Here is a 14,492-nt window from a genome sequence, read left to right as displayed (position 1 = left end):
AAGTTACGAGAATATTACATCGAAAAGAACAGAAGACAACTATCTTCACTTACTTAGTTCTATTTACCGATAAGCACAACCCATTTTACTGCGGATTCCTAGCCTTTAAAGACCCGAAAACCAAGAAAACCAAAAAGGCCAAGCCCAACCAACCCAGCAATTGATACGAACCAAAAGTGGTAAAACACAGGCTGAAAACAGTTGGAGCCAGAGCACTTGCCAATATTAAAAATGACATCACTTTTCCGGTGATAGCCCCCAAATGATTTCGGCCATAAAAACGGGGCCAAGCGATGGTATTCAACACTGCAAAGAAGCCACTCATCATTCCGAAACCCGAAACTAATAAGGGAATGCCTGCGGCTGTGGGTAAATACAAAAACCCTATGGAAGCTACGATACCACCTGCGATCATGAGATACAAATACAATCGCAGTTGCAGGTAATCACTTAAAAAATTCGCAATCGTTGAAATCGAAACGGCGACTACCGAAGCTGGTAAAAAGATGGATATTGCATCTTCTTTTGGGAAGCCTTCACTCGCAAATATGGAAACAATATGAAAGGTAAGCCCTGTAATAAAGAAACTATTGAAAGCCAAGATCAAAGCATACATCCAAAAAGCGCGGGTTTTTGTTGCCTCTTTTAAGGTGAACTGCTTTCGGTTTAAAACCGTTTTTTCTTCCGATTCGCGAATCTCTTTTAGGCCGTCAGGCAGCAGGCCATACGCTTCAGGTTTATTTTTATATAAAAAGAAAATAAATACACTCATTGCCAATAACCCCCACCCCAAGTATTGCCAGGCTCCTTGCCAGCCGCTACGCTCAATAAGGGCGTCTATCCATAGGGGCGAAGACGAAAAACCGAAAGACAAGGCGACACTACTAAAGGCATTGACCTTTCCCCTATTCTTATCAAACCAGATCATGATAACGTTTCGCGATGCCATGGTCAAAACACCTTGACCTGCAAAGCGCAACAAGAAGAACAAAAAGGTCATGATAACAAAAGGAATTGCCCAACTATCTTGATTGAGAAGATGCTTAAAAAATTCACTCATGCGCACCGACCAGGAACATAAAAATAGCGCTATGGCCAAAACCAAAGCGGCAAAGAATGCAACATAACGCGCGCCGTATTTATCAAACCATATACCTGCCCTTCCTATAAGTAATGAACTGGCAATCGTTCCGATCATATATGCATTGCTAAATTGATTTCTCGAAAGCCCTAAAGCATCTTTTACCGGATCAGTAAAAACGGAAACCCCAATAGTTTGCCCGGGTATACTACAATAAATACCAATAGTTCCGATAAGAAGTACCACATAGCCGTAAAACACAGGGCTTTTGGCCGGGTTGATAAGTGAAGAACGTTCAGTTCGCTGGATATTTAAAGATTTAGATAGTTAGAAGTGCGCTAAATTACATAAAAAAAGCCCCAACCAATTGGTCGGGGCATAGTCTTAAAAAACTACGGCGTATATATTAAATTACTTTAACGTTTACTGCATTTAATCCTTTTTTTCCTTCTTGTAGATCGAATTCAACTGCATCGCCTTCACGAATTTCGTCTACCAATCCAGATACGTGTACAAAATGATCTTTGTCAACGCCTTCTTCAGTGATAAAACCAAAACCTTTGGTGTCATTGAAGAACTTTACTGTTCCTTTGTTCATTACTTAAAATTTAAATTAATTATCTAGGCTAATTCAAAGATGGTGCCACAATAAGCAAAAACAAGTTAATACGTAAATTTTGCCTTAGGTATTAGATTGTTAGTCAACACCAACTAAGTCACAAGGAGGCATTTAGAAAATAAGATCAAGTCGTTACTTGTTGATCTGGTCGCCTTTAGTAATCACAAAGGCCACCCTTCTATTTTGCCGGCGGCCTGCTTCATTGTCATTCGTAGCGATCGGCTGAGTGCCACCATGACCTTTCCATAAGATTCGATTTTTCGGAAGACCCAATTTTTGAAGATAGTTGGCTACGGCGAATGCCCTTCTTGACGATAATTTTTGATTGTAGGCATCCGAACCCACACTATCGGTATGCCCTGAAATAGTAATATGTAAGGTAGTATCTGCTACTAGGTGATTGTAGAGCGTTAGCATTTCTTTTTTCGCCTTTTCCTGAAGCGTGAAGGTATCAAAATCAAACAAAAGATTCTCAAAAACGTGTGTTTTGTCAAGTGCAAAAGCCTCCCCTGACGGTTTGTTGTCTGCCAAATCGCCATTTGAAGTCTTTAGTTGCGATACCGGCTCAACAAGTACCAGATCTACATAATAATAAGCACCTTGCTTTGCATTGCGTTTCGTCTTAAACATTCGCGTTCTGGCATTGTTTTTAAAATTGCCCATATTAAGATACCTTTCCGTTCCCTTGGCCACGAATTGCGTATGCACTAAAATCCAATCTTTCGTATCAGCATAGAAATTACTATATCCTATTTCCATGAAGTTGTAGTCGTTGCCTTTTTGCTGGTACATCTTTCTCTTTGAAAGTTCTTTTTTGCCAGAAACATTCATTTTATCCTTAGAAAACAAAACACCGAATTCCTTAATTGCGATGTCTGATCTTTCCGCAAGGCTCACATAAAACGATACCTGATACTTTTCACCTTTTACTAGGGGTTCAGATAATTCTGCCTGCAAGTATTCACGATAATCATCAGGGGCGTACAAATACAAACCAGCATAGCCCTGTCCAAAATCGGCCGGTTGCGTGCCATTAAAGTTTTTGGGTGTTCCCATGGCCGTGCTGCAACCGTTAAAATAATCGGTAGAACCTTCAGTAGGAGTAGACCAATTACTAACATCAGCATCGAAATTGCCCAAATGCTTCGGGCAATTGACATATTCTTCAAAACTGGGATTCTTGACGACATTCTGAGATGTCATAAGACCCGTAAAGAGAATACCAACGATAAATACCAAATGCTTTTGCGGCTGCGTATACATTGGGAAAAGTGTTATAACTACCTTAAAAATAGGAAATTAAAAGGCAGTTTTTATACTATTTAACCCCACCTTCGACAAGACGTGCCTATTTCTAGCTGTAGTACCGAAATTCATAAGGTTATTGAAACCTAATCTATTAAGTAACATACACTTAATCAAGTGAATCAATGTAATCATGAATTAATTGAACGCCCTCAGTGTGTATGACCGTAATGCCGACCAATGGCATCGATGGCCCGAAGGCAGGATCGGTATTGACCCTATTGCGTATATCAGCCTTGAATGGGTCAATATTGCTGTCGGCAAAATCGGTTTCAAAGCGCAGATCAGGCCGTGTACCGACGTTGGAATCGTGAAAACCACCTGGTTGGTGGCAATGCGCGCAATTGACATCCATATAAGCCCTCGCACGTTCAGTAAGCGTAAAAGAGGTATCTGACCATACTGGTAAAGACTCAATTTCAGAAATACTCGGAGCTCCATCTAACAATCCGTTATCGATAAAAGTCTGCAGGGAATTACTTCCGTTTTGAACAAAATTCAGATTTCTGGCTTTAGGTCCAATTGGGATGGTGGTGCCATTTCTATTGTGACATTGTGTACAATTAATCATAATAGGAACTTGGTAATTAACCGATCGATCGGCTCCTGTTTTATCAATCCAATTTATGGGCACAATTGGTCCGTCCATGCTCAACGAAGCATCCGTTTGCTCGGTATTCCACAAATAATTACCCAATTGCCAGAGTCCATTCTTTTTAATTAGGAGACGTGTTTCAATACGCTGTCTTCCCGCAGATGGATTTCTTTCGTCATTCAAATAATAGAAGGTCTTTGAAATAATGGTATTATCAGGAAAGTCAAATAGTCCTTCTCCTGTATATGTCATTTTTGCATCTTTCGGAAGCGAAATCGAACGTAATTTATAGGAGTAATCTGAATACAACGGCGTTGCCAAAGTGTATTCGTGTACCGTTCTATTGAATTTCAAATCCGCTACATCTCCCTCAAAGAGGTTCAAATCAGAAAGTAAGGGCAGAAACTCAGCGGTTGGGTATACCGTTTCATCAAAATAAGGGTCTGTTGCATTGCTAATTTCCTCGCCGTTTGAGAAACCATCAGCGTCACAATCGGCATTCGACCATAACGTACTTGAAGTATTGTGCCCGGTATAGCCTGACTCTTGCTTCGGATCGCAGGGATCGTTTGCATCTGTTCCCGCTAAAACTTCATCGCTATTTACGATACCGTCACCATCTGTGTCGGTTATTTGATCTACATACGGATCGGTAGCTGCAGCAAGTTCGTCTCCATTGGTAATTCCATCTTTATCACAATCGCTTGCTAGCCAAACTGTGCTGCTTGCATCATACCCAGTATATCCTGCGCTTTGTTCTGGGTCACAGGCATTGTTCCTATTCGTACCGTTGGCTAGCTCTTGTTCATCAAGAATGCCATCGCCATCAGAATCTAATTGTACAACAGGGTTGTCGCCCGTATCTTCAGACTTACAGGATATAATCAATAGCGTGGTAAATAGGAAAAGTGCACTGCATACTCCAATCAACTTAGAAACAGATTTCGGCATAAAACAAGAATTTTCTTTTATAGCAGGTTAAAATTAAGGTTCATATATTACTTTACGAATAAAAACCGGTCAAGAAATTCCAATTTATCGACCAATGGCCCAAAACAAAATCGCTATTCGTGCGCATTACGGCATTGCAGATTTGTAAACATGTAAACATTTAGTCTATTAAAAACCCTACTTCAAAATGCGGTATCTGAAATACGAAGATTATCAATCAATAACACGGTATTGCTACTTGTGGCCGATATACCTACCTCAAGAACATTTTGGATAGCATTTGAGGTGGGTAGATTAATTCCTGATGCGGATACGATTTGCACGCCATCTTGCCAAAGTTCCAAAATTCCTTCTTCGGTATTGCTGAATTTGAGATGCAGTTTAACCGTAAACCATTCTCCTATAGCAATGGCAGCAGCCGAATTGGATTCAAATCGCAGCTTGGCACCAAATTTATTTTCAAACTCTAATTTGTTGTCGCGAATCACTACACGTGGGCCTGGAGAACCCTCAAAATAGGAGTTTTCGAAATCTACCAAGGTAAAAGGCATTCCTTCTTTTATATAGTAATTGGCCTCAAACCATAGATCATCTCCTTTTTTAAAATAACCTAATACCGACGACAGGCTACACTTTGAAACAACCATATCGGCAGTTGGAGCGACACTATAAAATTCAAGCACCTTATTAGCAGAATTCGTTGGGTCTTCGACGATAGCAATTCGATTGTCTAAAAAATCACAGGTTTCTTCTAGAATACATTTGCTTAGTGCCACATACTCTGAAACCGTTTTTGCCTGTGGACTCTGCAAGGTAAAGCTGGTCCAGTACAAATCTGTATCATTCACATCATCGACAAAAAGGTCAATAAACCTTTGCTTTTCAAAATCTTCAAAAAAGTTGTTTTTAACGGGAATCAAGTCTGAATCACTAAGTAAAAAAGTTCCAGTAGCATTCGTAGTATAGCTTTGCGACTCAAAATCAGGGTCAAAATATTGAAACTGAAATTCACAATTACCATTAGAATTCACATACAACGAACCATCATTATAGATGTAAATATCATTACCAATTTCATCGACAAAATTGTCAAGTACATCTTCAGTACTACACGAAGCATCAATAGGGGTTTCACCTTCGATTACGGGTGCAGCATCGGTACTACAACTAAATTGTATTACCAGGAGAAATACTGCTACAAGGTGTTTTATAAAGATTTTATGCATCGCCGCTTAGCCTATTTAGTAGTAAAACGACTACTAACTCCATTTATTGGCCTTAGCACCTAAACTAACCATGCAACAGATGAAGTTTTGTTTAGAAATCAAACTTATAGGTAGCCCCGCCCAACACTTGCAGTCCTTGTACCCGAAAGTTCGCCCACCGTTGATAATTATTGTTGGCCAAATTTGCACCACGCACAAAAACAGAAAGCTGGTCTGTAATACGATACCCAATATGGGCATTGGCATCAAAATAACTATCTAGATTGATTATGGTTGCAGGAAAGTCTTGTTGTAGTGTATTTTGGACTACTGTTGTTGAAAAGTCTTGTCGTTCGCCAACATAAAATAAGTTTGCTCCCAAATACCACTGCTCGCCTATTTGATAATCTAAAAACAGAGATCCTATTAAATCAGGTAAATTCCATGCCGGATTACCAGTCTCAGTGCTATAATTGAAGTACTCTGCATTTACCCCTAAGGTAAAATTGCGATTCACATCGACATTCAATTCGCCAAAAACCCCAAATGTTCTGACATCGTCACCAATGGTTATACCATCTATAGAGAAAACTTCAAAGGAATTGCCCAAATAGTACTGTTTGTCATCGGATCGGAAGTCGTTACGAGGATTCAGTTTAAATAGGGGTTTTCTATTTTCTGCCTTGTAGGAAGCCTTTACATTGTAACTGAGGTTTGGAAATAATTGCCCTCTTAAACCAAAATAGGCATCGTATTGCTTATCGGTGGGGGCAATGGTAAGTGTTGGAGAGACATAGGGGTTCTCCTCAACAAAGCCATAATATGAATTCTGTCTTAGCTCTCCTTCGATACCCCCATAAGCGATGGCCACTTCGTCTAACAAGCGGTAAGAAGCCGTCACCGCAGGATAAACATAAAAATTACTATCGCTGCGTTCGCCATCCAAACCATATACCAAATTCACTCCTAGGTTAAGGGTCAAGTCGTCACGCAACATGGTCAAACTAGGGTTCACACCTACTTGTAAATGGCTATAGTCGATACCCTGGGTGTTCTCTGCATTATTGAGACTTGCATTGGCGAAACTTCCGTTTACATAGTCAACCTTAAATTTTATTCCGAAAGTTTCATCAGCAACAGGAAACTCAAATTCAGGAATAAAAACCACTCTATTTTCACCTGACTTCACCGCATCCCAAAAGCGTCGGTATTTGATTTCTGTTCTTTTGAAATAGGAATCTTCGAGATTGATATGGGCTCCTATTTCACCCATAAAATAGTTCTGACGCGCGTCTACTTGATTAAAGGTTTCAGTAAAAGGGGGATTTGAAAATAACCCCTCTGGTGTACCATACCAATTGTATAATTGATGTTGAAAACCAAGATCAATACCCCAGTCGTAATCGCGGTCTCTTTTTTTATAAGAACCTTCCAGTTCACTATTCGAATAAAAGTTGTCTAAGACCACACCGCTGATGTCTGCTCTTGAAGAATTGTGTTCTAGTCCAATTGTATAACCTGATTCACGGTCGATGGTGCGACTCGTATAAAATTTGGCCATTATGTTTGCAGGATTACCTCCCCCGGCCGAAGCGTAGGAATTATATAAAACCGGTGGCGGCGTCTTTTTAACTTTGGACGCCGTACCCTTTGCAGGTGAAAAGGTTGAAGCAACGGGTACTGAAAATATACTGTAGTCGATTTTCTTTTTCTGAAGTGCAATAGAATCGTTCAAATTCGGAAGCGATTTAATTTTGAAGGCATCGGAAATAGTCGGTGTATACGCCTTGGTAACGGTTACCGTTTCGGTACCGATATTCGTTGAATCCTTTACCTGGGCCCATCCCATTTGAAAAAGGCTTAGTATAAAAAGAAATGTTAGTATCTGCTTTTGCATTTTGTGTTCTTAATTTGCTATTTCATTCCCCCGAAGACGGGTGTCTTTTTGTTGTTCTCTAGTTATCGTTTGGATTTATCGATGAATTGCTCTTCGCTTCTTTCGCCTTGATAATCGAAAGTTCGCCCCTAGCCTCAGCAACGATCTCAGGATATTGACTAAAATTCGTAGTAACACTTTCTAAGATATAGGTGGCTTGATACGCGTCACCTAGGGCGTAAAAATTCTTCGCCATAATAATTAAACCCTTACCTCCCCATTCTTTATAGCTAGAATAATCCTTGGCTAATTTTTGAACTGAAGCACTAGATGCCTCATAGTTTTGATCTTGGTTTTTAAAATAAGCATCGTAGTATAATGCTTCTGCTGCTAGTGAACCTGAGGCGATTTTCAAAACCTTTGCATAGGCTTCTTTTGCCCTTGTTTCATCATTGGTCTTAATCGCTGAGCGGGCGATCATCGTCTGGGCATCACTTTTAATACGATTATCTATAGAAGGTGTATTCAACACCTTTTCGGCATAGGCAATCGTTCTTTCATAATTCTTTTGCTCATAGTAACCTTTCATCAGATTCGACTGGGCAAACGTTCTATTCTGTTGAATATCGGCCTGATTTTCCAAACGTTCCAAATAGGGTAATGCTGACGCATAGTTCTTATTGCCGATATACACTTCGCAAACCCGCGTTAAGGCCTGCTCTGCATATTCACTTGCACCTTGGTCGGCAACATATTTATAGAAGGGTAAGGCCTTATCTTTCTGCCCTTTTCCAAAGTACAATTGGGCCAGGTTGAAGTTTGCCTTGGTAGCATGTAGTCCATTGGGAAATTGCTTGACGTAACTTTCATACCCCCGTATGGCGGCATCGGTCCTTCCCTCAAGATTCTGTTTGTCGGCAGATTCAAAAGTGGCATTGTCAAGTTCAGTATCGGTTACCTCTACAAAATCAAGATCTCGAACCCATGCTGCATATTCGTCAACTCTTCCCATATCAACATAAACCAATTTCGCGGTTGCTACAGCCTGTATCGCCTCTTGAGTTTTGGGATAATCACGAACAACAGTTTTAAATTTTGCCAGAGCCGCTTCGTTTCTACTTGCATTATAGTGTACCAAGCCCTGTCTCATTATTGCCTGAGGCACGAGAGAACTACCACGATATCCACTAATAAGCTTGTCGTAGGTTTGAAGTCCGTTATTTTCTTGCCCTCCGCTTATGTAGGTGTTGCCCAATTCAAAAAGGGCATCATCTTTCAATGTTGATCGCGGATAGCTGGAAACGAAACTTTCCAATCCCTCTATTTTTGAAGCATTTCTACCTACAAACCCGTAACTCAATGCCTTTTGAAATGCGGCATAATCTTTTTCAGGGCCTGTTAGCGCCAGCGATTTGTTATAGGTTTCTATTGCCGGCCAATATTTGCTGGTCACGAAATAACTATCGCCTAACCTTAAATACCCATCATTTAATTTTTGTGCATCATTAGTGCCTGAACCGGTAAAGCTGGTAAAATGTGATATCGCGCTAGGATAATTCCTCAGTTTAAAATAGGTATAGGCTAGACTGTAGTCGATATCTTTGTATTCATCAGTTGATCTGGCCGTGGGATTTTGCTGAAATTCCATAAAACTATTCAATGCCGAATCAAATCGGTTTAAGAGGTATTCCGATTCACCTTTCCAATAACTAGCTCTCGCTTTGAATAAAGCATCTTCAGCACTACCAAGCGACTTGCCAAAACTTTCGGAGGCCCCGGCATAATCGGTATCAATAAATTGTTCAACCCCTCTATAGAAAGCCACTTTTTGATAGGTCGTCTTGCTTGCAAAACCTTTGTTATTTTCAAGCAACTCCATAGCCCCCTGAAAGTTTTTTGAGGTGATGTACGAATCGACCAATAGCTCCTTCATTTGCGTGGCATTTGCATCGTTCGGGTACCTTTCCAAATAGGAAGAAATCACCTGTGGAACCGGTTCATATGGGTTACCGATTTCATAGCTCAATCGCGCATAGTTCAAATAGGCATCCTTCTGTATTTCTGCAGAAAAATCCATTTGAGAAGCATTGCGGAAAGCGTTTAGGGCTTCCTGTTTCTTATCTAATTTTAAATAGCATTCTGCTAGGTGGTAATAGGCATTTTGCGAAACACTATTTGTTCCTCCGATAATTTTGTTGAACTGCTGAATCGCATTCGCGAAATCACCTTGCTTGTAGTAACTATATCCTAAAAGATAGTAATCAGTGTTATTCCATTTGCCCCTTTTTCCTTTGTAATCTTCCAAGTACGGTATGGCATTTTGGTACTGCTTTAGATTGAAGTAACTCTCTCCGATGATCTTGCTCAATTCCGATTTTTCCTTGCGATCACCCTTTGCCATCTGTTTTTTTGCTAAGGCAATGGCTTCTTCGAATTTACCAAGTTTGAAATTCATATCGGCTTGGTAATAGCTCATCTTCTCTTCTAAAATATCAGGGTCGGTAATTTCATCGAAACGTTCATTGGCCGCTTCGTAATCATCTTCTTGATAGGAGATATAGCCCAAATAGTATTTTGCCTGGCTAGCATATACTGGCGAATCAGTAACCTTGTTTAGGTAGCGCTCTGCTTCCCTTGTTTTTTTAGAAGCAAATAGAGAATACCCATAGTTGAAATTAAACTTGTCCATCTCACCACGCGATAGGGCGTTTTGGTCAACTTTATTGTACCATTTTAACGCATACGGATATTTTCCTGTTTCGAAATAGTACTCGGCCACATCAGCAAAGGCAGAATTTCTTTTGGTAGAGGTTGGGTATTTTTCCACAAAATCTTCCATCAAATTATCAGCCCCCAGCTGGTTTAACCGCACAGCAGCGTTGGCTTCATAATAAGCGCTATTCGCTCTGGTTTCTAGATTTTCAGAGGTGTTCTTGACCTTAGAAAAAATGGTCTGTGCAGCTTGGTATTGCTCGTTGTTGTAGAGTGCCAAGGCGTCTTGATAATCTTTGTCTTCGTGTGTGTAAATTTTGGTCTCTTGGGAAATTCCTAAAAAAACCATCCCTAGAAAAAAGGGGATTAAGGTGATTGACTTTTTAAACATAGTGTTCTAACTATTTACTCGCTACTCGAGATTTAACTACTTCAAGGGGCATCACCATCTTTTAAGGTCTTACTTAAAAGTGTCAAAAGGGTTTGCCCAGAGGTTGTTTACTATTCTAGATAACGGCAATTATTGCGCCAAAGTATATCTATTTATCGCTTTACGTTTTGCACACTACGGTAAAAGAGCGAAAAACACCTAATCTAACGTATAGCGCAGCGCGACTTTGCATACAAAGGAAAAATATTTCGACCAACGGTAATTCGTTATCCAATTGAACTTATTACTTTTATATCAACAACGAAGGGATGTACAGCTCGGAAGAAATTGCTATACTGAAACGAGATATCAACGAGAAAATCGTTGCGGACTATGCCCCTGAGGAACATAAATCAGTAATCTCAGCGCTTTCCAAACTCACACTCAAACATGTAATGGCCCAATCTGAATGGAATCTTTTAAGTGCGCGCAAGGCCATATTGACTTTGGCCAAAGGTGAATTTGATCAACTACCTGATTTAGTAGTAGCCGCCCAGCGAGATTTTAGAGATGTTATTTACTGGGTGTGGTTACAGGAGAAGGAAAAAAGACAGTAAGACCCATGACAGAAACGATGCAAGACAAGGTACCCGAAACTATCCTAGAACTGAAAGATGTCTCTATTTTTCAAAAGGAAAGTTTAGTACTAAATGATGTGAACCTAGAGGTTAAAAAAGGAGAGTTCGTCTATTTAATCGGAAAAACAGGTAGTGGAAAAAGTAGTTTCATGAAAACACTTTATGGCGACTTGCCGTTAAACAAGGGGGAAGGAACAATTGTAGATTTTGATTTAAAAACCCTTCGTGAAAAAGACATTCCCTTTTTACGCAGAAAACTAGGTATTGTTTTTCAAGATTTCAAACTCCTCCCTGACCGTACGATTAATAAAAACCTGCGATTTGTTTTGAAAGCGACGGGTTGGAAAGATGCCGCTAAAATGGATGTGCAAATCCAAGATGTTCTTGAAAAGGTTGGTATGAAAACCAAAGGATTTAAATTCCCTCACGAACTTTCTGGCGGTGAACAGCAACGAATTGCCATAGCAAGGGCGTTGCTCAACGATCCTGAACTTATTCTTGCCGACGAGCCCACGGGTAATCTTGACCCGCAAACAAGTGTTGAGGTCATGAAAGTGCTACAAAACATTAACAAAGCTGGTCGTACCATACTCATGGCAACACATGATTATGCGCTTATCTTAAAATACCCTTCCAAAACCTTGAAGTGTGATGGCAATAAGGTTTTTGAAGTGATACAGCGCGCGGTTTGAGTTAAAGCATACCGCTAAACGCGTTTAATTCAAATAGCTATGATTCTCAAAAAACAAGTCTATCAACCTGATAAGAAAGCGAATGCGTTTATTGGCATTTTACTTTTCTTGATTTCCATTGTTCTTTTAGCAGTTACTGGCCCCTTAGGTTTTGTTTACGGCTTATTTCAGTCTTTATTTACCAAAGGTTTAAAAGGTATTGGAGCATACTTATTACGAATAGCTGTCTCTATTGATCAGCTTGGTAATGTTATGATGTCGCATTTGCTCAATGTATTGTGGACAAAAAAGCACGGCTATAAATTTGGCAATCGCGATGAAACAATTTCAAGTGCTATCGGAAGAAATAAGCAACTTGGTACGCTAACGGCATCTGGTAGGTTAATTGATAAAATCTTAGATATGATCGACCCCAATCATTCTTTGAATTCTATAGATTATTATATCGAGCCAACGGCACAAATCATTGACAAACTAGCATGGTTACATTTGGTCGATGGACGTATCTTAAGCACGCGTACTAAGGGAAAAGAGAAATTCTATATACCCGGAGGAAAAAGAGAATTGAATGAAAGCGACGCGCAGGCACTTTCACGAGAAATCAAAGAAGAACTTAGCGTTACCCTGCAAACTACATCCTTAAAATTTGCTGGCATTTTTGAAGCACAAGCTGATGGGCACAAACCGGGTATTTTGGTGCGGATGACTTGTTATTTTGGCAATTACACCGGTGAACTAGAACCCGATTCAGAGATTGAGGAAATAGCTTGGTTGAACTACAGTGATAAGGATAAAATCGCTGAAGTAGATGTTCTGATTTTTGATTTCTTGAAAGATAGAGGCGACTTGATTTAGCTTAGAATGTGTTATCTTCAAAGAAACTAAATTTCATTTTTTTACAAACTGCCTTTGTTGAAAAGCATGCCCACATATTGCAAATTATTCTTGATTGCGATTTTCTTAATTGGATGCCAAAAGCAAGTGCAGCAAAAAAAACCACCCAATGTCTTATTTATCGCCATTGACGATTTAAGAAATGAGTTGGGCGTTTATGGCAGTATTGCAAAATCTCCAAATTTGAATGCACTGGCCAATAAAGGTTCTCTTTTTATGAATCATTATGTGCAGGCACCTACCTGCGGTGCGTCAAGATATGCGTTGATGACAGGTCAGAGACCCTCGAAACCGGAGCATTTAAAGAACAGTGCTATTGAATTGGAAATTTCTGGTAAGGCCGAGGGCGAAAATCCAGAAAGTTTTATACATCATTTCAGAAGAAATGGATATCATACCGTTGGCATTGGAAAAATCACGCATTCTGCTGATGGATTGTTATACGGCTACGAGGAACCGGTTTCTGATATAAGAGAGCTTCCCCATAGTTGGGATGAACTTCTTTTTAACCCAGGCAAATGGGTGACTGGCTGGAATGCTTTCTTCGCCTATGCTAACGGTGAAAACCGACAGTCTCTTAAAAAACAAGTAAAACCCTATGAAGCAGGAGAAGTCGATGATGAGGGTTACCCAGACGGGCTAACTACAAACCTAGCCCTTAGCAAACTAAAAGAACTCAAAAAAAAAGGGCAGCCCTTTTTTATGGGAGTTGGTTTTTTCAAGCCTCATTTGCCCTTCAATGCCCCCAAAAAGTATTGGAATTTATATCATGGTGATAGCATTCCACTTTCTGAAAATCCAAGAATTCCTGAAAACATACACTTACAAAGTCTTCATGAAAGTGGAGAATTCAATCAATATGCACTAGGAGAAGAAAAAGCAAGTTTGTCTGCATCAGTTTCCGACGACTACGCCAGAAAGCTACGGCAAGGGTATTTGGCTTCTATCAGTTACATTGACGCTCAAATAGGAAAACTTCTTGAAGAACTAGAGACCCTTCGCTTAGACCAAGACACCATTGTAGTCATTTGGGGAGATCATGGTTGGCACTTAGGAGATCAGCGTATTTGGGGCAAACATACGCTGTTCGAAAATGCACTTAAAAGTACACTTATTATTAGCTCACCCAGGCTGGAGAATCAAAGCAAAAAAATACACACTATAGTCGAAAGTGTCGACATCTATCCTACGCTGATGGAACTTTGCGGAATTCCCTTAAGTCATAACATTGACGGGGAGAGTTTTGCCCAAAATTTGACCGGATCGAACACCAAAAAAAAAGCGGTAGCCTACAGTTATTTCAAAAACGGCATCTCAATGCGCACTGACCAATACCGCCTTACGAAATACTTCAGATCAGGTCAACCAACGATTGAATTGTATGACCATTCGATTGACCCCAATGAGACCAAAAATATCGCTTCAGAAAATACGAAGGTCGTTGCCGATTTAATGCCTTTGCTGGAAAAAGGAAATTCAGGTATTTATAATTCAATCGAATACAATTCGCCCTAAACGATTTAGCGAACGCCAAGCAAAGTTTTTTGTTATTTT

Annotated in this window: 11 protein-coding genes; 4 read left to right on the top strand and 7 right to left on the bottom strand. The window is 40.0% G+C overall.

What is annotated here, in order from left to right; all coding sequences use genetic code 11:
- Positions 1-85: 85 nt before the first annotated feature.
- From ABJN95_RS18620 to ABJN95_RS18590, 7 genes are all read right to left on the bottom strand, one after another.
- Positions 86-1,342 (bottom strand): MFS transporter, encoded by a 1,257-nt coding sequence (locus tag ABJN95_RS18620; protein WP_348372666.1) that lies wholly within the window; start codon positions 1,340-1,342, stop codon positions 86-88.
- A gap of 145 nt (positions 1,343-1,487) precedes the next feature.
- Positions 1,488-1,679, bottom strand: a complete 192-nt coding sequence (locus tag ABJN95_RS18615) for a cold shock domain-containing protein (RefSeq protein WP_348372665.1) — start codon at positions 1,677-1,679, stop codon at positions 1,488-1,490.
- Between the two features lie 153 nt (positions 1,680-1,832).
- Entirely contained in the window at positions 1,833-2,963 is a 1,131-nt protein-coding gene (locus tag ABJN95_RS18610) for an OmpA family protein (protein WP_348372663.1), read from the bottom strand.
- Positions 2,964-3,114: 151 nt separating this feature from the next.
- On the bottom strand, positions 3,115-4,551 hold the full coding sequence (locus ABJN95_RS18605; RefSeq protein WP_348372661.1) for a hypothetical protein: 1,437 nt from the start codon (positions 4,549-4,551) through the stop codon (positions 3,115-3,117).
- A gap of 182 nt (positions 4,552-4,733) precedes the next feature.
- Positions 4,734-5,777 carry a heparin lyase I family protein gene (locus ABJN95_RS18600; RefSeq protein ID WP_348372660.1) on the bottom strand — a complete coding sequence of 348 codons (1,044 nt, stop codon included), beginning with the start codon at positions 5,775-5,777 and terminating at the stop codon, positions 4,734-4,736.
- Between the two features lie 91 nt (positions 5,778-5,868).
- Positions 5,869-7,653: a TonB-dependent receptor gene (locus ABJN95_RS18595; RefSeq protein ID WP_348372658.1), complete on the bottom strand. Its 1,785-nt coding sequence runs from the start codon at positions 7,651-7,653 to the stop codon at positions 5,869-5,871.
- 58 nt (positions 7,654-7,711) lie between these two features.
- Positions 7,712-10,735, bottom strand: a complete 3,024-nt coding sequence (locus ABJN95_RS18590; RefSeq protein ID WP_348372656.1) for a tetratricopeptide repeat protein — start codon at positions 10,733-10,735, stop codon at positions 7,712-7,714.
- Positions 10,736-11,043: 308 nt separating this feature from the next.
- On the opposite strand from ABJN95_RS18590, the gene ABJN95_RS18585 reads away from it, so the two are divergent.
- From ABJN95_RS18585 to ABJN95_RS18570, 4 genes are all read left to right on the top strand, one after another.
- Positions 11,044-11,331, top strand: coding sequence for a hypothetical protein (locus tag ABJN95_RS18585; RefSeq protein ID WP_348372655.1), 288 nt, complete (start codon positions 11,044-11,046; stop codon positions 11,329-11,331).
- A gap of 5 nt (positions 11,332-11,336) precedes the next feature.
- Positions 11,337-12,044, top strand: a complete 708-nt coding sequence (locus ABJN95_RS18580) for an ATP-binding cassette domain-containing protein (protein WP_348372653.1) — start codon at positions 11,337-11,339, stop codon at positions 12,042-12,044.
- Between the two features lie 39 nt (positions 12,045-12,083).
- Complete coding sequence (locus ABJN95_RS18575; protein ID WP_348372652.1) at positions 12,084-12,899, top strand: NUDIX domain-containing protein; 816 nt, start codon at positions 12,084-12,086, stop codon at positions 12,897-12,899.
- 126 nt (positions 12,900-13,025) lie between these two features.
- Entirely contained in the window at positions 13,026-14,453 is a 1,428-nt protein-coding gene (locus ABJN95_RS18570) for a sulfatase (protein ID WP_348372651.1), read from the top strand.
- The last annotated feature ends 39 nt before the right edge of the window (positions 14,454-14,492 follow it).

It is taken from the genome of Maribacter sp. (assembly GCF_039974175.1).
GTDB lineage: Bacteria > Bacteroidota > Bacteroidia > Flavobacteriales > Flavobacteriaceae > Maribacter_C.
Note: the sequence above shows the minus strand (reverse complement) of the source record. Positions and strands in the feature narration are given on the sequence as shown.